We start from the raw sequence: 18,812 nt of genomic DNA, 5'->3' as shown, positions 1-18,812 counted from the left end.
GCCAAGGGCTACGCGGCAGCGGACAGATGGAGTATCGACACCCCATTACCGGGATCAGGTCTCGATATACCTGCCTGGTCGAAACAAGTACGTTTGCAAAGAGAGCTGACAGAAGATGAAAAGCACTACCCGAATAGTGGCTGCGTTGGCCGCGATTGCCCTGCTCGCAGGCTGCCAGAGCAGCACCGAGTCAACAGCGTCGGAGGACACGACGCAGTTGGCCGAGGCCGGCGCTCTGCCGGTCACCGTAGATCACGCGTACGGCTCGACCACCATCGAGACCGAACCTCAGCGGATCGTGACCATCGGCTGGAACAGCCAGGATTCGGTCCTCGCACTGGGCAAGACGCCCGTCGCCATGGAGTCGTTCAGTGGGGCAGGCTTGGAGAACGGAATCCTGCCGTGGGACGAAGAAGTGTTGGGCGACGTCGAACCCACGTTGCTCGACAGCACTTCCGGTGTGCCGTTCGAGCAGATCCTGGCGTTGGAGCCGGACGTGATCATCGCGGTGGTCTCGGGAATCACCGAAGACGACTACGCACGTCTTTCTCAGATCGCACCCACGATTCCGTTCAAGGAGACCGCATGGGCGACTACGTGGCAGGAGCAGATGTCGACCATCGGTTCAGTACTCGGACAACCGAAGCGGGCGGCTGAGCTGATCGAGGAAACTGACGATTCCATAGCCGACCTGGCTGCGGGGTCCCCGAATCTGAACGGGAAAACCTTGACCTTCCTCTCGGGAAACATCGACGGCCTCACCAATTACTGCGCCGACGACGGCAGAGTCATCCTGATGTCCCAGCTCGGACTGAAGCAGTCGGCCGGAAGCGCAGAGCTGTGCGGCGACACCCAGGGGTCGGTGACTGCATCGCGCGAACAGTACAACGAACTGGACGCGGACGTGATCGTGCTCAACGACGCGAGTGGTCAGGGGCTCCCCGGATTGATGGGGGACAAGTTGTTTGCCGACCTGCCTGCAGTCAAGGACGGCAGGCTGATTCAGCAGCTCGGTCTGGCCCGAGTCATGGCACTGGCTTCGCCCACGTCGCTGAGCGTCAAATATGCCTTCGCCGAACTGGTCTCGAAGATGAACGGCTTCTGACCAGCTAGGCTGACAATTCGCACGCGTCCGAGTAATAGTTCTTCGGTGTTCGTCCGGTGACCTTGCGGAACACGCTGGTGAAGGCGCTGGGGGTTTCGTATCCGACGCGACGGCTAACCGTCGAAACAGGAACGCCCGCAGCGAGATAGGACATCGCGGCGCGGACGCGAACTTGAATCCTCCACTCGGTGAAGGACATCCCCGTTCCCTGAGAGAACACGCGGCTCAGGGTACGGGGGCTTCCTCCGACCACATAGGCCCAATCGGCAAGCCCGCGTTGATCGGCGGGGTCGGCGATCAAGCGGCGTGCAACGGCGAGGGCCCGGGGATCGGCGGGCATCGGCACTGCGACATCAGCCGCCTCGATGGGCGCGAGCGTGTCGAAGACCACGGATTCCGCCCGCAAGCGAGCCTCGGTAGGCATGTTTCGCTGGTGCAGATGGATGAGCATCGTCTTGACCACGTCGTCGATGCCGATGATCGCGGGCTTCGTCCACGGGTGGGGGAACGACTCGGGCCGGAAATAGGTGAAGCGAGCCTCGGTGGATGCGCCGAGCGTGATGCGCCGTGGAGTTCCAGCCGGAATCCACATGCCGACCGTCGGTGGGATCTGCCAACGAACGTCGTCGATGTACGCGCTCATCTCGCCGGAAGCGCCCCACAGGAGTTCGTGCTCGGGATGGCGGATCTCACGCCACACGCGCTTCTGATCGCGCCCGATGGTGGACGTCGTCATCGCGAAGGGGAGCGGAACGTACCGGCCTGCCGGCACAGCCCAGTACGGAAATCCTGTGGAACTCATCGGTGGATCATACCGCGAATGACTTAGGTAATGCTTTCCTATTTGGTTCTTTGATCCAGGGCACGAGGGAGTGCGGTCGCGACAAAAGACCGAGGGTGGCACCGAGTCCGAAAACTCGATGCCACCCTCGATCACATTCCCCGACGGAGTGTTTACAGGTGGAGCAGGTGAATCAGCTGCCGTTGGCCAGGACACCGCTGATGATGTCGGAGATGAAGCCGGCCGGGTTGTCGAGGATGGAGGAGCCGGCCGAACCGGTTCCGCCCTCGCCGTCAGAAGAGCCGAAGCCCAGATCTGCCGAGCCCGATGCGGCAGCCTCACCGGGGTTCTTGGCGCGGATCTTGGCGTAGACGCCGCTGATGTTCTGCTCGGTGTTGAACGTCGAGATGCCGATCGAGCTCGATATTTCCTGGTACGAACCGATCGGTGCATCGTCGGCGACGAGGTACTGCGCCTCGATCGTCACGGTCTTGCTGCCTGTGGGCGAGATCAGCCAACCGGTGCTGGGCACATTCACGGTTCGGGCGGCAGTGTCAACCGAAGGCGTGACGGATTCGGTCTTCTGACCGCCGATCAAATGCCAAGCGTTGACCGTCGCCGTGCCCTGGATGTATTTGAACGTGGCGGGGTAGCGATCGACGAACTGGTCGACATAACGCTCGGGGTGGCTGGTCGTGGAGATGACCGTGCGCACGGTGACTTTGCCGCCGGGTGCAACTTCGCCGTCGCCGACGATGCTCTTGGTGATCCGGACGTTGGAGGAGTTGACCGTTGCCGAGGACGGGTGGGTGGCATCGGCGCCCGCGGTGCCTGCGGTCATTACGAGCCCGCTGGTTGCAAGTGCAGCGATTGCGATTCCGGTGAGTGTCTTGCGCATTGAGAAACGTGACATGAAATTCTCCGTTCGAGGGGTTCACGCTGACGGCGATGGGGATGACTCTTCAAAGGTTGCGCCGTGGTAACCATTGAAACCTATCGGACGCTTGCCTATGTGTCAGTTCGGCAGAATTTACGGAAAAGTCCGAATTGAGAGGACTTTTTCGGCCTTGATTGCCTGTTGTTAACTGATTGGCGACCAATTCGGCGAAAAGCTGGGCGAATGTCCAGGTCGACTGTATCGTACTTCGAGAGTCGGGTTGCAACAAGTTCCAGTAATCAATGAATTCGGTTGTCCTGGAACCACACAGAGTGGAGATTGTTCGTGGCAAAGTTTGGATCCAGGAATCGTAGTCTGTCCACCGTTGGAGCTGGTTTGGGGGTGATTGCTCTTGCTGTGGGCGCAAGCGCGCTGGGTGCGGGAGTCGCGACTGCCGAGACGGCAACTTCTGGTGCCTACACATTTACTCGCACCGTGGACAATGCGTCCCCGAAGATCGGTGACACGATCACCTACACGACAGTGTCGAAGAAGAGCGGAATCGACGGATATATCAGCAGGTTCACCGAGACGCATGCCGCATGCTTGACCTTTGTCCCGGGCTCGGCGAAAGTCACGAAGTTTCACGTTGGCGGGACGATGACCGAAACCACTGAAACGCCGGAACTGACAGCCACGACGCTCGAGGTGACCAGTGCCGGCTGGATCAACAACGGCAGCAAACCGGTGACCATGAAGACCAGCTACACGGTCACTGCTTCGTGTGCGCCGGGAACCGTGTACGGAAGTGGATTGGCGGTAGGTGCCACGGTGATGGGCAACGGATTCCAGTCGAGTGCGAATTTCGCCAACTTGGGCCCGTCCATCACTGTCCGCGCCGCGGATGTGGTCGATCCCGTTGACCCGGTTGATCCCGTTGATCCGGTTGATCCCACTGGCCCCGGAACCGGTGGCGGAACCGGATCGCTCGGCTCGTTGAGTGGTGGCCTCGGTTCCCTCAGCGGACTGTTCGGCTCGAGTTAGCCGAGAATTGTGAAACGGCGGGCCGAGACTGTCGTAGTCTCGGCCCGCCGCGGTTGTTCGGTGATCAAGCGCTCAAATCATGAGGTGCTCAGCCGAATTCGATCGAGGTGTTGATTTCCTCCACCTGGTTGGAGGTCTGCATGTTCGTCGTGTCGGTGAACTGATTCGCAAAGCTGACCAGGTAGACCGGCGAGTTGTCGTCGGCTTGGTAAGCGACGACTGTCATGACGGCGTAGAGCGGAACGTCCAGGTTTGGGGCGGTCCAGGTTCCGGAGAGGCGGAACCCCTGCTGTCCGTCGACGTCGATCTCGGTGTACTTCACCTCGGTCCATCCGTCGAGGGTGGCGATCGTTTCACGCGCAGCGGCAAGAACCTCGTCTTTTGTTGCGGTGCCTTGGTTTTCGACCGTCACGGTGGTGTTCGGCATGAAACCGCTGGGTTCCTGGCTGTTGCTGGACAACGCATCCGTAACGCCGGCAGGGATGTTCTCGCCGTGAGTCCAGCTCGGCGGGAGGCTGACGCTGATGCTCGGCGCTTCGGGGTCGTCGCCGGTTTCGATCGTCGTCCGCTCACCAATGAACGGTGTCCCGTCCCGCAAAGTCGGCGTCGCGGCAGCGGTAGACGACGAGGATGCAGAACTTTCGGAAGCAGTGGTCTCACTGGTGCTGGTATCACTGGAGACAGCGTCGCCGCTTTCCGAACTGCTGCATCCGGACAGGACGAGTGCAGCAGTGATCAGTGACGCTATTCCGAGAGCAAGTGTGCTGCTCTTAGGGCTCATAGTGTGACAGTCCTTCAGGTTCTGGCGACGGCCGAGCGCCGCCGGCAGCATTGCTGGCGCGGCTGAGACTATCAGCGCTAGGACGGCCTGGTAGTGGCCTTCAAGGTAATGGTGCTGCCGGGCCGCAGCTGTGCCAGCGACGCAATCCCGGCGTCGGAAACGACGGCGATGACCGGGTATCCGCCAGTCACTGGATGGTCGGCCAGAAACACGACGGGCTGGCCGCCTGGCGGCACCTGGATGGATCCCATCACGACGCCTTCGCTCGGCAATTCCTCGGTGCGTGAGCGATGTAAAGGCCCTTGGCCTTGTAACCGGACCCCGACTCGGTTGGTGTGTTCGGTGACTTTCCACGCGGTGTGAAGGAGCGCGTGAACGGATGCGGCGGTGAACCAGGAATTTCGGGGGCCGAGCGTGATCTCGATCGGAACTGCGCCGAGTGCAGGTGCGGGCGGTGGAATCAACTCTTCGGTGGGCCACGTCCCTTCCTCTGCCCCGAGGAGGAGTAGATCGCCGGCGGCGAGCGGCGGCGGCCCGAGTCCGGAGAGTGTGTCGGTGGATCTGCTGCCGAGTACCTGTGGGACGTCGACGCCACCGCGCGCAGAGATATACGTTCTCAACCCGGTTGTGCTGTAACCCAATTCGATAGTGCTGCCACCGCCCAGGTGGATGCTCGCGTAGTCAGGTGCCGGCCGTCCGTCGACGGCCAGCGGCACCCGCGCGCCTGTCACTGCCACCGTCATCGAACCGACGGCCCGCATAGCAAAACCCCCAGTGGTGACTTCGATGGTTGCTGCTCGAAAAGTGTTGCCTACGAGTCTGTTCGCGCTGTCGTGCGAGATCATGTCGACGGCGCCGGATCTGCCGACCCCGAGAGCGCCGTAGCCTCTCCGCCCGCGGTCCTGAACTGTGGCGAGCGGGCCGGTACGCACTACCTCGAGCCAGGCCATGAATCCATTGTCCCGCAACAACGCGATGAAGACACCAAAATCATGCTTGCACCGAAATCATGCACGGACAAAGGTGACTGTGGTGCCGGGTAGAAGCAGCGCCGGCGGGCGGCGCTCGGCATCCCACACCGACAGTTCCGTCGTTCCGATCAACTGCCAGCCGCCCGGGGAGCTACGCGGGTAGACGCCCGAGAACGGTCCGGCCAACCCGACTGCACCGGCAGGGACCTGCCTGCGCGGATCCGATCGACGTGGAACTTCGAGCTTTCTCTCGTTGCTGGTCAGATACGCGAAGCCGGGGGCGAAACCGATGAACGCGACGGTCCACGACGCAGACGTGTGAGCCTCGATGACACCGTCGACCCCGAGTCCGGTCAGCTTGCCCACTTCGACGAGATCGTCGCCGTCGTAGCGGACCGGAATCTCGACAGCAGGCCCGCTCTCATCTGCTGTGAGTTCGATGGGTACGGCCCCACGTACCCATTTCTCCACGAGTTTGCGTCCGGTAATCGTGTTGTCGTACTCGATCAGGATGGTTCGCGCCGCGGGAATCAGATCGATCACTCCGGGGATCCGACTGGCGTCGAGAGCCCTGAAGTTGCCCAGCACGCTCGGCAGTTCGTCGTATTCGACGAGGACTGCGGATTCACCGGCTGGCAGGATCGTGATCATGTGAACGGCGTGATCTCGACGTCGGAGGATTCGAGGAGAGCGCGGATCGCTGCGGCCATGTCGACGGCTGCCGGACTGTCACCGTGTACGCACACCGACTCCGCGGTGATTTTGAGGGTGCTCCCGTCGACCGCATCCAACTCGCCGTCGACGACCATTCGCCGAACCCGTTCTGCAACCAGCGCCGGGTCGTGCAGAACGGCGCCCGACTCGGTGCGGGGGACCAAGGTGCCTTCTGCCGTGTACGCGCGATCGGCAAAAGCCTCGGCGACCACGTCGAGGCCGGCTTCGCACGCCTCTTCCAGAAACACCGAACCAGGTAGTCCGAGAACAGGTAGCGAACTGTCGTAGGCAACGACGGCGGCGACCACGGCCCGCGCCTGCCGTCGGTGATGGACTATTGCGTTGTAAAGCGCGCCGTGGGGTTTGACGTACGTGACCCGCGATCCGGCGACGCGAGCCAAACCGTCGAGTGCCCCTATTTGATAAATGACGTCGGCGGTGAGGTCTTTCGGGGACATGTCGATGAAGCGTCGGCCGAAACCGGCGAGGTCTCGGTAACCCACCTGCGCGCCGATCCGCACGCCGCGGGTGGCGGCTGATTCGCAAGTCGCCAACAGCGTTGTCGGGTCACCGGCATGGAATCCGCAGGCGATGTTCGCGCTGGTGACAAGTTCGAGCATGGCGTCGTCGTCGCCCAGGGTCCAGGCTCCGAAGCCCTCGCCGATGTCGCTGTTCAGATCAACGCTGTAGCCCATACCTCGATTCTAGGTAGGTATGGGCTCTCGGTGTTCAGGCGTGCGCCGGAATCCGTCCCGCATTCTTGCGACGTGCGGATCCGAAGAGTCGGCATATCAGGTAGATCACGAACGAGACCGAGGTGACGAAACTCGAGACGGGAACGCCGGGTGCCAGCGAGAGAAGGATGCCGCCGACGGCTGCCAGTTCGGCGAACACGACGGAGAGGATCGTGGCCTTGAGTGGGCTTGCCGTGACGTACGCGGCGGCCGCTGCGGGGGTGATCAGCAGCGACATCACCAGCAGCGCACCGACGATCTGTACGCCGAGTGCTGCGGTGATGCCGACCAACACTGCGAACACGATCGACAGTGCCCGAACCGGAACACCGCGAGCTGCAGCAACTTCGGGGTCGGTGCTCGCGAACAGCAAAGGGCGATAGATGAATCCGAGTGTGCCGATCACGATGACCGCGCACAGCAGAAGAAGTTCGAGACCACTGTTTCCCGGCGCCACGATCTGTCCGACCAACAGTGAGAAGCTGGTTCCCGTGCGACCGTCGTACGCCCAGAGGAACAACACCGACAAGCCGAGACCGAAAGCCATGATCACGCCGATCACCGAATCTCGGTCGCGCGCTTTGGCTCCGAGCAGCCCGAACAGCACTGCCGCGACCACGGATCCGACGATGGCACCGAAGCCGACGCCCACACCGACGAGAAGTGCGGCGGATGCACCCGTCAGTGACAGCTCACTCGTTCCGTGCACCGAGAACGACATCTGACGACTCACGATCAGCGGCCCGATGATGCCTGCCAACAATCCGAGGATGGCACCGGCAATCAACGCCTGTTGGACGAAGTCGTACTGCAGTAGGTCGACGGTGGCGGACACGTCGAACATCCGCGACATCGCGTCGGTGAACTTGTTACTCACTGGTGGTGATCCTCATCCGAATGGTGAACGCCTTCTCCCGGACGTAGTCCGCCTGCGCTGCCGAGCGCGTCGATGGCGTCTCCGGTGCCGATCACGACGAGGCGGCCACGAACCTGCAACACTTCGACGTCGGTGTTGTACAGATCCGAGAGAACCTCGGACGTCATCACTTCGGCCGGCGTCCCGATCCGGAATTTGCCGTCCACCAGATAGAGCACTCGATCGACCAACGGCAGGATCGGATTGATCTCGTGCGTCACGAACAGCACTGCGGTGTCATGGCTGCGCCGACGCTTGTCGATCAGCGTCGAGACCAGGTGCTGGTTGGCGAGGTCGAGGCTGAGCAGCGGCTCGTCGCACAGCAGGATCCGCGGGTCGCCGACCAAAGCCTGCGCGATCCGCAGTCGCTGCTGCTCACCGCCGGACATGGAACCGATGGGAGCGTCGGCAAACGACTGGGCGCTGACCTGTGCGATGGCGTCGTCGACGATCTTGCGGCGACGCCCCCGGCGCAGTAGGCCCGTACCCCACTGGTGACCGTCGACGCCGAGGCCTACCAGGTCGCGGCCGCGGAGCGGGAGGCCGTCGTCGATGGATTTCTGCTGCGGGATGTACCCGACGTGTGAGTTCCCGGCCCGTGCCGGCGTGCCGACGATCTGTGCACTACCGCCGCTGAGTTGTAATTGGCCCAGCAGAATCTTCAGGAGCGAGGTCTTGCCCGACCCGTTCGGCCCGAGTACGGCGATGAACTCACCTGGCTGTACCTCGAGATCGAGCCCGTCCCACAAAGTGCGCGCACCGAAGGACAATCGAGCGTCCTTCAGCGTCACAGCGGGCACGGAGGCCTTTGAAGGCACGGTGTTACCAGAAGGCACGGTGTTACCAGGGGGCACAGGAGTATTCGCGGAAGTTTCTGTCACAAGCCGATCGGTTCTTCTCGGAAATGGTGGGGCAAATAATTACTGGGCAGAGAGGGCGTTTGCGAGCGACTCCGCGGTCTGCGTCTGCCACTGAATGTAGTCCAGGCCCTCGGGGAGAGTCTCCGTAACCTCGACGACGGGCACTCCGGCGGTTTCGGCTGTGGTGCGCATGTCCTGGGTCACTTTGTCCTGCGTCTGGATGTTGTAGACCAGTGCGCGGGCCTGCTTCTCCGAGAGGAGCTGGCGCGTTGCGGCGATTGCGGCCGGTGACGGATCGTTGCCGTCTTCGATGGCACTGGTGAACTCTTCGGGAGTTGCGTCCTTCAGTTCAGCTGCGACCAGGAGGTAGTGCGCGATCGGCTCGGTCTGCGCCACCGGTGCGCCCGCGTGGGCAGCGGCGATGGAATCGGTGATCGCTGTGACGCCGGCGAGCTTCTGGCTGTATGCCTTCGCGTTGTCCTCGTAGGTCGCCGCGTTGTCCGGATCGAGAGCGCTCAGCTGATCGGCAACCGAATGTGCGACGGCGTCGACGGTCGGAATGTCGAACCAGACGTGTTCGTTGACTGCGCCGTGGGTGTGACCGTCATGCGATTCGCCCGCGGTTTCGCCGGCGTGGATGCCACCGTCGAGCAGGTTGTAGGCGTTGACCGTCTTCTGCTCACCCTTGCCCGCGTCGAGGACGTCGGTGATGAACTGGTCGTAGCCGCCGCCGTTGTAGACGACAAGCGATGCGTCGGTGATCTTGGCGGCATCGGCGGGAGTCGCCTCGAACGAGTGCGGGTCCGCGGATGGCTCGTTGATGATCGACGTCACGGTCAGCTTGTCGCCGGCGACGGCCTGCGCGACGTCGCCCCACACGTTCGTCGATGCGACGACGGTGATGCCTTCGTCTTTCGACGAGCTGGAGCTGCACGCGGTGAGCGCGAATGCTGCGGCGACCGAGACGGCCGCGAGGGCGGTGGCGGTGCGGAATTTCGACGACGAACGCACGTGCTTTTCTCCTGAACAAAGGCTGGGCTAAATGCTATTGGAAACCGTTACCGTTACACATTAGCGCATAGTCGCTGGTAGTTCACCTTCGGTTCAGCCCCAACGCGCCGTCTGCGGGCACTACGGCTAACGTCCGTTTATGCCCCGGTCCCGTCAGCCACGCCGTCAAGCCACTTTGGCGTCGCTTGCCGCCGAGCTCAATGTGTCGAGAACTACAGTCTCGAACGCGTACAACCGACCCGATCAGCTCTCCGTCGAGCTGCGGGATCGAGTGCTCCAAGCGGCCAAGCGACGCGGATATCCCGGACCCGATCCGGTCGCCCGCTCCTTGCGAACTCGCAAAGCCGGTGCCGTCGGTCTCCTGCTCACCGAAGCACTCAGTTATTCGTTCCGCGACCCGGCCGCCATGAGCTTCCTCGCCGGTCTCTCGGAATCGTGTGAGGACGCCGGCCAGGGCTTGCTGCTCATCCCGGCCGGGCCCGGCCGCGACGAGGTGGATGCTGCAGCCGTGGTCCAGCAGGCGGGCGTCGACGGCTTTGTCGTCTACTCCGTGGCCGACGACGATCCGTATCTCGCTGCCGTGCTCGAGCGTCACATTCCGATCGTCGTGTGTGACCAGCCGCGCGAGATTCCCGGTGCATCCCTCGTGGGCATCGACGACCGCGCTGCCATGCGCAAGGTCGCCGATTACCTCATCGGGCTGGGCCACCGCGACATCGGCGTGCTCTGCATGAGGCTGGGGCGCGACCGGATGGACGGCGTGGTCAGCCAGGAACGACTCAAGTCCCCGCACTTCCACGTCCAGCGTGAGCGGATCGAAGGAGTGCGCGACGCGATGGTGGCGTCCGACATGGACCCACTCTCACTCACGGTGATCGAGCGGTACGTCCACACATCGCAGTCCGGGCACTCGGCGGCGGCGGAAGCTCTCGCGACCAACCCCGAGATCACCGCACTGGTCTGCACCACCGACGTGCTGGCTCTCGGCGCCTTGGACTGGGCGCGCTGGCAGGGCATCGATGTACCTGGCCAACTGTCGATCACCGGATTCGACGGCGTCGACGAGGCGCTGCGCGAATCACTGACAACGGTGCGCCAGCCCCAGGAAGAGAAGGGCCGGCGCGCCGGTGCGCTCCTGATGTCGCCGTCTGGATCCGGCGTTCCGATAGTCGAGATGCTCGACACCGAACTGCTGGCCGGGCGAACATCAGGTCGGATCAAGGGGTAGCGCTCACGCCAGGAGTTGGGCGCAGCGCAACAATCCCAGATGGCTGTACGCCTGGGGATGGTTGCCCAGCGAGCGTTCCGCGATGGGGTCGTACTCCTCCGCGAGTAGTCCGGTAGGACCCGCTGCCGCGACCAACTGATCGAACAGTGCCTCTGCTTGCAGGCGTTGTCCGATCAGCAGGTAGGCCTCGACGAGCCAGGCGGCGCAGAGGTGGAACCCGCCTTCGATGCCGGGCAGACCGTCGTCGTGATGGTATCGGTATACCGTTGAGCCGCTGCGTAGTTCAGCCTCGGTGGCTACGACGGTCGCTGCAAAGCGCGGATCCGTCGGATCGATCAGTCCCGACAGTCCGATGTGCAGAGTAGCGGCGTCGAGATCGGTACCGTCGTAGGCCGCGGTGTACGACTGGACGTCGTCCTTCCAGCCTTTGTGTCGTACTTCGTCGGCGATCTGGTCACGCAGTTCCGCCCACTCGGGCAGAGCCTCGCGAGAAAAGCGAGTAGCAAGATCGACGGCGCGGTCGACGGTGACCCAACCCATCACCTTGGAATAGACGTGGTGGCGCGGGTTGTCGCGAATTTCCCAGATGCCGTGGTCCGGTTCGAACCAGCGCCGCTGCACTGCTTCGACCATGGCGCACACCAGTTCCCAGTCGCGATCACTCAAAGGATCGGGAGCACCGGCCTTTTCGCGTGCATTCGCCAGTTCGACGATCAGCTCGACGATCGGGCCGAACACGTCCAGTTGAACCTGCTGATTCGCGGCGTTTCCGACGCGGACCGGCCTGGAGCCGGCGTATCCGGGAAGTGAATCGATGACGGCCTCTGGCGGTAGCGAAGTCCCGTAGAGCGTGTAGAGGGGGTGCAGGCGCTCGGGTCCCGGCAGCGTTTCGAGCACGCGGTGGACCCAGTCGAGGTAGTTCTCGGCTTCGTCGGTGGATCCGACGCTCACGAGAGCTGTTGCGGTGAGGGCGGCGTCGCGCAACCAGCAGTAGCGGTAGTCCCAGTTGCGGACTCCGCCGATCTCTTCCGGCAGGGATGTTGTGGCGGCGGCCATGATGGAACCGGAATCGGCATGAACCAGCCCGCGCAAGGTCAACGCAGAGCGTTTCATCAAGTCCGGCTTCAGCTTCGGCAGTTCGAGCGTCTTGGCCCAATCGGACCAGTACGCCTCCGAAGTCGCTCGACGCTCGAGTTCCGGAACTTCGGAAGGGCCGAGTTCTTCTGTTCCACAGCGCAATTCGAGTACGACGTCACCCTTGGACGGCTCGACGATGGCGTGGGCAGTCTGCTGGTTTCCGTCGGTGGCGATGTTCCACAGCACACCAGGGGAGCGGAGCACGTACGGCTCGTTGGTGCCGAGGACCCGAATGCCCTCGTCGACGACCTCGAGCGTGACCTGACCCTGGCCGAACTCGGGACGGGGTGCAAACGAGACGATCGCGTCTGCCTGACCGGAAATGATGCGGGTCAGGTCGGTTCGTCCCTGCGGGACGTCGTGGGGGAGGTAGTCGGTGACGGACAGGCTCGCCCAGCGGGTCTGAACGGTCATCGTGCTGTCGATGTACTTCTGGCTCAGCGGCAAGGCTGTGCGGCGAGGCCCGACCGAGAAGTGCCCTGCCCCGGTTCCGCCGAGAAGGTGCGCGAAGACCGCCGCGGAATCCGGTTCCGGGTGGCACAACCAGGTCAGCGTCGCATCCGGGGTCACCAAAGCGACGGTGCGCGGACTGGCGAGCATCGAGAGTCGCTCGATGGGCGGAGCGTCGGCACCGGAAAGCCACGTACGACGCTCGTCGAGCAGGAATGCCAGAGCGGCAGCGACATCCTCGGTGCTGTCGACGCGATAGTCGGCGACGGTGTCCCCGCTGCCGACCTTGATTCCGATGTCCGGCCCCTGCAGCCTGCTGAACGCCTTTTCATCGGTGACGTCGTCCCCGATGAAGACGGCAGCGGTAGCGCCGTCCTGATGGCGGATCAAGTCGAGTGCGTGGCCCTTGTCGGTGGCGATGACCGCCAACTCGACCACCGACTTACCCTCGGTGACCTGAACACCCGGCCAGAGGGCCGATTCGGTGCGAACGGCGATGAGCGCCTTCTCGGCGTCGTCGGCGCTGGTGTTGCGTACGTGCAAGGCGACGCTGGCCGGCTTCTTCTCCACAGTTGCGCCGGGGGTGTCGGCGGCGATTCGGCCCAACTCGGTGACGATCTCGTCGAGCAGTTTCCTGGCGTCGGCGTCGATCGCGTGAACGAATCCGATGTCGAACTCGGAGCCGTGGCTGCCGACCAATTGCACTTCGGCGGGAAGCCGGGACAGCGCCGCCAGATCCTTGAGGGCGCGGCCCGAGATCACGGCGGCAGTCGTCGACGCCAGGCTGGCGAGGGAGCGGAGCGCACGCACCGTTTCCGCGCGGGGATACGCCTTGTCCGGGTTGGCGACTATGGGTGCCATCGTCCCGTCGTAGTCGGAGGCTACGAGCAGACGCGGCGTGCGTGCCACGCCCGACAGCGCTCGGCGGAGTTCGATGGACAGATCTTGTGCGCTCACCTCTTCAAATCTAGGTGATGCAGCGACTCCTGGCTCGATACGTTTCTGCCAGATCAGTGCAAAAATGACAGATGCGACAAAGGATGTCTATTCGGGTTTCCGAGTTCCGTCACCGAGCAGCAGTTCAACCGTCAATTCCAGTCGATTGGCGACATCGGTAGCCGAAGAACGTCGCGTGAGCCAGGCCACCAAATTGGACAGCCACACATCGGAGATCACGCGCGCGATTGCCAACTGCTCTTCGGTCGGCTCCTCTTCGGTCATCGCTCGTGCGAAGAGGCGGTCCATCAACTGGCCCACCTGATCGACCTCTGCCGCTGCGGAGGCGTCGGCGAACATGAACGCGCGAGTCATGGCTTCGGTGAGGAGCGGATCGCGCTGCATCGCGCGGGTGATGAGGCTGAGGATCAGCTGCATCCGCTCGAGCGGGCTGGTTCCGGGTGGGATCTTGCCCTTGGAATCGATCTTCTCGAATTCGCGTGCCAGAGCGGACACCAGCAGGTGAACCTTGGACGGGAAGTAGCGATAGAGCGTTCCGACTGCGACGTCGGCGCGCTCGGCCACGGCGCGCATTTGAACAGCCTCGTAGCCACCCTTGGACGCCAGGGCGAGGGTTGCGTCGAGAATCCGCTTGCGGCGTTCACGTTGCGCGTTGGAGCTGAGATCGTCGTCCCCGAGCGTTGCAGAAGCAACCGCGTTGGAGCGGGATCGGGATGTTGTGGTCATCGACAAATTCCTTCGCGCCTTGACTCTTGGCCAGGTGTCATATTAGAACACGTTCTAAACAATTGTGTCACTTATCGAGAGGCGGGAACCAGTTGTGACAATCGCCACGACCGATGAACAGCGGGCGGTCCAGGAATCGATAGAGGCCTGGGCTCGCTCGGCCACGCCGATGGACATGGTACGCCGTGGACCAGCAGTTTCGTGGCGGGAGAAATGGTCCGAGTTCGCGTCTCTCGGGATATTTTCGGTCGCCGTTCCTGAATCGGTAGGCGGAGCCGGAGCCGAAATCGTCGATCTCGCAGCAATGCTCGAGCAGGCGGCAATCGAACTCGTGCCGGGTCCTGTTCTCACGACTGCGCTTGCAGCTCTGGTGGTTGGGCGTAGTTCGTCGCCCGCTGCCAAGCGCTGGTCCGAAATGCTCGCCGACGGTGCGTTGCCGTGTGCCGTCGTATTGGACGAAAGTCCAGTTGCGGCAACGGCGAATGCGTCCGGCGGCATCGAGCTTCATGGCGAAGGAGGTTACGCCTGGGGTGGAGACTCGGGCGTATCGGTCCTCGTGTCGGCGGGCGTGGTGTCGGAAGGTGAAGGCTCGCGTGTCGTCTGGGCTCTCGTCGACGGAGACGGCGAAGGTGTGACCTACGAAGCGGTCGACACGATCGACAAGTCGCGACCACTGGCACGAGTCTCCTTCGACCGAGTGACGGTCGACGCCGACCGAATCCTCGATGACATTGCGCCAGGATCGGTTTCCGATCTAGCGGCGGTACTTGGGGCTGCCGAAGCTGCCGGAATTGCGGCGTGGAGTCTGCGTACTGCGGTGGAGTACGCGAAGATTCGCGAACAATTCGGAAAACCCATCGGTTCGTTCCAGGCGATCAAACATATCTGTGCCGAAATGCTGTGCCGAGTGGAAAATGCCGGAGCTGTCGCCTGGGACGGTGCGGTCGCTGCCGAGTCGGGCGACGAACTTCCGATCGCGGCGGCGGTGGCGGCCGCGGTGTCTCTGGACGCCGCTGTCGACACGGCAAAAGACTGCATTCAAGTGCTCGGCGGCATCGGATTCACCTGGGAGCACGAGGCGCACTTCTACCTTCGTCGAGCATTGTCGCTCCGGCAGATTCTGGGTGGATCGTCCCGCTGGCGCGCCCGCGTCGCGGAATTGACGATCGGCGGCGCACGGCGTCACCTTCAGATCGACTTGAGTGAGCTGGAATCCGACCGGTCCGACATTCGCGAAGAGGTAGCGCAATTGGTGGCGCTGCCCGAATCCGAACAGCGCAACGCGTTGGCCGAATCGGGCTACCTTGCGCCGCACTGGCCGAAGCCGTACGGCCGGGGCGCCAAGGCCGCGCAACAGATTTTGATCGAGGAAGAGTTGGCGGCCGTCGGTATCGGCCGGCCCGATCTCGTGATCGGGTGGTGGGCAGTTCCCACCATCCTCGAGCACGGCAGTGCGGAGCAGATCGAAAGATTTGCGACACCGACGCTCAAGGGTGAGATCACCTGGTGTCAGCTCTTCAGTGAACCTGGCGCAGGTTCGGATCTTGCCGCGCTGCGTACGACCGCGGAGAAGGTCGACGGCGGTTGGAAGCTGAACGGCCAGAAAGTCTGGACTTCGCTTGCGCGTGAAGCTGACTGGGCCATCTGCCTCGCCAGAACCGATCGCGAGGTTCCCAAGCACAAGGGCATCACGTACTTCCTTCTCGACATGAAGACAGCCGGGATTCGGATCTCGCCGCTGCGTGAGATCACCGGCGACGCGCTCTTCAACGAAGTCTTCCTCGACGACGTCTTCGTGCCGGACGACTGCGTCGTCGGCCAGCTCGGCGGAGGCTGGAAACTGGCCCGAACGACCCTCGCCAACGAGCGAGTCGCGATGAGCGGGGGCTCTTCGCTCGGCGGTGCAATGGAGGAATTGCTCGAGCTGGCGGGCGATCCCGATCCTGTGGTTGCAGACAAGCTCGGTGGGCTGATCGGAACCGCCATGGTGGGCTCGTTGCTGGAATTGCGCACGACACTGCGGCAATTGGATGGTCAGGATCCGGGCCCGGCGTCGAGCGTCCGCAAGCTGGTGGGTGTGCGCCAGCGTCAGAATGTCGCAGAGTTCGCCATGGAATTGGGTGGCCCAGCCGGATGGGTGGAGGGTCCGCTCTCGCGTGAGTTCCTCAACACGCGATGCCTGTCGATTGCCGGCGGAACCACGCAGATTCTGTTGACCGTCGCCGCGGAGAGAATTCTGGGTCTGCCCCGTGATTAGACGGCGTGAGTAGAGGCCTTTAGAAATGTCCACGTTGGTGATACAACTAGAACACGTTCTACATCAGAGACAGGATTGCCAGCGTGGACTTCACTCCCGATGAAACCCAGGAGGCGGTAGCCGAGGTGGCTACCGCGCTCCTTGCCCGCGAACTGGAGCCGGACGCGCTCTGGGCGGCATTCGCCGAAGCCGATCTGCTCACGTTGGCATTGCCCGAGCGTCTGGGCGGTGAGGGCCTCTCGGTCACCGACGTCGGCTCTCTTCTCGTCGAGGTCGGCCGGGCCGCCGCTCCCATTCCGGCTCTCGCAACCCTCGGCTTCGGCGTACTCCCCATAGTCGCTCTGGGGACCGACGCTCAGCAGGACGAATTGCTCACCGGAGTCAGCGCCGGACGGGTGTTCACCGCGGCGCTCGGTGAGCCGGGTCAGCAGTTCCCGGCGCAACCGTCGACCACCGCCCATCAGTCGGGCGACTGGTATCGCGTCAGCGGGACGGTGCTTGCCGTGCCTTTCGCGGCGAGCGCACACAGAATTCTTGTGCCAACCGACGCCGGAGTCGTGCTCGTCGATCCGACCGCCGCCGGCGTCGCATTGACGCCGACACCCAGCGCGTCCGGCAGTCCGGAGTTCGCAGTCACGATGGACGAGGCAGTCGGTGAACTTCTCGGTGCCGGCGAGGAAGCCGTCCAGACGCTGTACCGGATCGCTACGGCGAGTATCGGAGCCGTTGCAGACGGTTTGGTGTCCGGTGCCGTCGATCTCACTGCGGCACATGTCGGCTCACGCGAGCAATTCGGCAAGCCGCTGGCCACGTTCCAGGCGGTCTCACAGCAGATCGCCGACGCCTATGTCACCTCGCGGACTCTTCACGTCGCGGCGTTGTCGGCGTCCTGGCGCGTGTCGGAGGGCCTGGATGCTCAGTCGGACCTCGACGTCATGGCGTACTGGATCGCCCAGGAAGTACCCGCCACGATGCAGGTGCTTCACCACCTGCACGGCGGTCTGGGCGTCGACGTCACGTATCCGCTTCATCGTTACTACTCGACTGCAAAAGACTTGGCGCGCCTGCTCGGCGGCGCTTCGCAGCGACTCGACCTCGTGGGGGCCCGGTGTTCATCGATCTGACCGACAGTCAGCGCGCATTGCAAGCTGAACTTCGACGCTACTTCTCGACGCTGATCTCGCCCGAGGAGGCCAAGATCATGCGTGTGGAGCGGCATGGCCCTACCTATCGTGAGGTCATCCGTCGTATGGGCAAGGACGGTTGGCTCGGCGTCGGTTGGCCGGTGGAGTACGGCGGACGTGGGTTCGGTGAAGTCGAGCAGCAGATTTTTGTCAACGAGGCTGTGCGGGCGGATGTCCCACTGCCTTCGGTGACGTTGCAGACCGTCGGTCCGACTCTGCAGAAGTACGGCAGCGAGGAGCAGAAGCAGAAATTCCTGCCCGCGATCCTCGCCGGTGAAGTGCACTTCGCGATCGGCTACACCGAACCGGAAGCCGGCACCGACCTTGCAGCCCTGCGTACTTCGGCGACACGAAACGGTGACGAGTACGTCGTCAACGGTCAGAAGATTTTCACCACCGGCGGGCATGACGCCGATTACGTGTGGCTCGCCGTGCGAACCGGGTCTGCCGATTCGCGGCACCGCGGCATCTCCATCCTGATCATGGATACCAAAGATCCCGGCTACACCTGGACCCCGATCATCACTTGCGACGGTGCGCATCACGTCAATGCCACCTACTACGAGGACGTTCGCGTTCCGGCGAACATGCTTGTGGGTGAAGAGAATCAGGGTTGGCGCCTGATCACGACGCAGCTCAACCACGAACGCGTCATGCTCGGTCCGGCAGGTCGCGTCGCAGGGATTTACGACCACGTCTTCGATTGGGCCAAGCGTGAAAACCTGCTTGATCACGTTGACGTACGACGCGCGCTCGGCGAGATTCACGCGACGTATCGCCTCAACGAACTGCTCAACTGGCAAGTGGCATCGAGTGATTCGGAGTCGGTGGACATTGCCGACGCTTCGGCAACCAAAGTATTTGCCACCGAACGCATCCAGCGAGTCGGTCGACTCGCGGAAGAGATCGTCGGACGGTACGGAAATCCGATCGATCCCGAAACGGCTGATCTCATGGAGTGGCTGGACATGCAGATCAAGCGCAACCTGGTGATCACCTTCGGCGGTGGAGTCAACGAGGTGATGCGCGAATTGATCGCTACCGCCGGCCTGAAGCTTCCCCGCGTTCCGAGATAGGAA

General features: G+C 62.9%; 17 protein-coding genes. 6 read left to right on the top strand and 11 right to left on the bottom strand.

Annotated features, from left to right (window positions below):
• Nucleotides 1–115: 115 nt before the first annotated feature.
• Nucleotides 116–1,105 carry an iron-siderophore ABC transporter substrate-binding protein gene (locus tag H351_RS28155; protein WP_029254436.1) on the top strand — a complete coding sequence of 330 codons (990 nt, stop codon included), beginning with the start codon at nucleotides 116–118 and terminating at the stop codon, nucleotides 1,103–1,105.
• A 4-nt stretch (nucleotides 1,106–1,109) separates the two neighbouring features.
• On the opposite strand, the gene H351_RS28150 is transcribed toward H351_RS28155, so the two are convergent.
• Nucleotides 1,110–1,907: a helix-turn-helix domain-containing protein gene (locus H351_RS28150; protein WP_020968391.1), complete on the bottom strand. Its 798-nt coding sequence runs from the start codon at nucleotides 1,905–1,907 to the stop codon at nucleotides 1,110–1,112.
• 172 nt (nucleotides 1,908–2,079) lie between these two features.
• Nucleotides 2,080–2,799, bottom strand: coding sequence for a hypothetical protein (locus tag H351_RS28145; protein WP_244891409.1), 720 nt, complete (start codon nucleotides 2,797–2,799; stop codon nucleotides 2,080–2,082).
• Between the two features lie 366 nt (nucleotides 2,800–3,165).
• On the opposite strand from H351_RS28145, the gene H351_RS28140 reads away from it, so the two are divergent.
• The gene (locus H351_RS28140) at nucleotides 3,166–3,807 is read left to right on the top strand and encodes a hypothetical protein (protein WP_029254438.1); all 642 of its coding nucleotides are present in this window, start codon (nucleotides 3,166–3,168) and stop codon (nucleotides 3,805–3,807) included.
• 88 nt (nucleotides 3,808–3,895) lie between these two features.
• On the opposite strand, the gene H351_RS28135 is transcribed toward H351_RS28140, so the two are convergent.
• The 7 genes from H351_RS28135 to H351_RS28105 all read right to left on the bottom strand — a co-directional run bounded on the left by H351_RS28135 (nucleotide 3,896) and on the right by H351_RS28105 (nucleotide 9,794).
• Nucleotides 3,896–4,588, bottom strand: a complete 693-nt coding sequence (locus H351_RS28135; protein WP_029254439.1) for an LpqN/LpqT family lipoprotein — start codon at nucleotides 4,586–4,588, stop codon at nucleotides 3,896–3,898.
• A 77-nt stretch (nucleotides 4,589–4,665) separates the two neighbouring features.
• Nucleotides 4,666–5,538, bottom strand: coding sequence for a 5-oxoprolinase subunit C family protein (locus H351_RS28130; RefSeq protein ID WP_029254440.1), 873 nt, complete (start codon nucleotides 5,536–5,538; stop codon nucleotides 4,666–4,668).
• A gap of 57 nt (nucleotides 5,539–5,595) precedes the next feature.
• The gene (gene pxpB, locus H351_RS28125) at nucleotides 5,596–6,210 is read right to left on the bottom strand and encodes a 5-oxoprolinase subunit PxpB (protein WP_021332369.1); all 615 of its coding nucleotides are present in this window, start codon (nucleotides 6,208–6,210) and stop codon (nucleotides 5,596–5,598) included.
• Complete coding sequence (locus H351_RS28120) at nucleotides 6,207–6,968, bottom strand: LamB/YcsF family protein (RefSeq protein WP_021332370.1); 762 nt, start codon at nucleotides 6,966–6,968, stop codon at nucleotides 6,207–6,209. Before H351_RS28120 ends, pxpB begins: the two co-directional genes overlap by 4 nt.
• 34 nt (nucleotides 6,969–7,002) lie before the next feature.
• Complete coding sequence (locus tag H351_RS28115; protein WP_003945811.1) at nucleotides 7,003–7,884, bottom strand: metal ABC transporter permease; 882 nt, start codon at nucleotides 7,882–7,884, stop codon at nucleotides 7,003–7,005.
• The gene (locus H351_RS28110; RefSeq protein ID WP_029254441.1) at nucleotides 7,881–8,741 is read right to left on the bottom strand and encodes a metal ABC transporter ATP-binding protein; all 861 of its coding nucleotides are present in this window, start codon (nucleotides 8,739–8,741) and stop codon (nucleotides 7,881–7,883) included. The genes H351_RS28115 and H351_RS28110 overlap by 4 nt, the downstream gene beginning before the upstream one ends.
• Before the next feature lie 102 nt (nucleotides 8,742–8,843).
• Nucleotides 8,844–9,794, bottom strand: coding sequence for a metal ABC transporter solute-binding protein, Zn/Mn family (locus tag H351_RS28105; protein WP_019746850.1), 951 nt, complete (start codon nucleotides 9,792–9,794; stop codon nucleotides 8,844–8,846).
• Between the two features lie 139 nt (nucleotides 9,795–9,933).
• Here H351_RS28105 and H351_RS28100 point away from each other — a divergent pair, with 139 nt between their 5' ends.
• Complete coding sequence (locus H351_RS28100) at nucleotides 9,934–11,022, top strand: LacI family DNA-binding transcriptional regulator (protein ID WP_007733995.1); 1,089 nt, start codon at nucleotides 9,934–9,936, stop codon at nucleotides 11,020–11,022.
• A 3-nt stretch (nucleotides 11,023–11,025) separates the two neighbouring features.
• Here the strand turns inward: H351_RS28100 and otsB are convergent, their stop codons facing one another.
• Together otsB and kstR are read right to left on the bottom strand one after the other, a co-directional pair.
• On the bottom strand, nucleotides 11,026–13,566 hold the full coding sequence (otsB, locus tag H351_RS28095; protein WP_019746851.1) for a trehalose-phosphatase: 2,541 nt from the start codon (nucleotides 13,564–13,566) through the stop codon (nucleotides 11,026–11,028).
• Between the two features lie 87 nt (nucleotides 13,567–13,653).
• A complete protein-coding gene (gene kstR / locus H351_RS28090) occupies nucleotides 13,654–14,292 on the bottom strand; it encodes a cholesterol catabolism transcriptional regulator KstR (RefSeq protein WP_003945752.1) in 639 nt (212 codons plus the stop codon).
• Between the two features lie 94 nt (nucleotides 14,293–14,386).
• Between kstR and H351_RS28085 the strand changes: the two genes are divergently transcribed.
• The 3 genes from H351_RS28085 to H351_RS28075 all read left to right on the top strand — a co-directional run bounded on the left by H351_RS28085 (nucleotide 14,387) and on the right by H351_RS28075 (nucleotide 18,809).
• Nucleotides 14,387–16,549 carry an acyl-CoA dehydrogenase family protein gene (locus tag H351_RS28085; protein ID WP_029254442.1) on the top strand — a complete coding sequence of 721 codons (2,163 nt, stop codon included), beginning with the start codon at nucleotides 14,387–14,389 and terminating at the stop codon, nucleotides 16,547–16,549.
• Between the two features lie 83 nt (nucleotides 16,550–16,632).
• A complete protein-coding gene (locus tag H351_RS28080) occupies nucleotides 16,633–17,673 on the top strand; it encodes an acyl-CoA dehydrogenase family protein (RefSeq protein WP_020968401.1) in 1,041 nt (346 codons plus the stop codon).
• A complete protein-coding gene (locus H351_RS28075; protein WP_020968402.1) occupies nucleotides 17,658–18,809 on the top strand; it encodes an acyl-CoA dehydrogenase family protein in 1,152 nt (383 codons plus the stop codon). Before H351_RS28080 ends, H351_RS28075 begins: the two co-directional genes overlap by 16 nt.
• Nucleotides 18,810–18,812 lie beyond the last annotated feature (3 nt).

It is taken from the genome of Rhodococcus erythropolis R138, assembly GCF_000696675.2.
In the GTDB taxonomy this organism is placed as follows: Bacteria; Actinomycetota; Actinomycetes; order Mycobacteriales; family Mycobacteriaceae; genus Rhodococcus_F; species Rhodococcus_F erythropolis.
The sequence above is the reverse complement of the archived record's forward strand: the minus strand, read 5'-3'. Positions and strand labels throughout refer to the sequence as shown.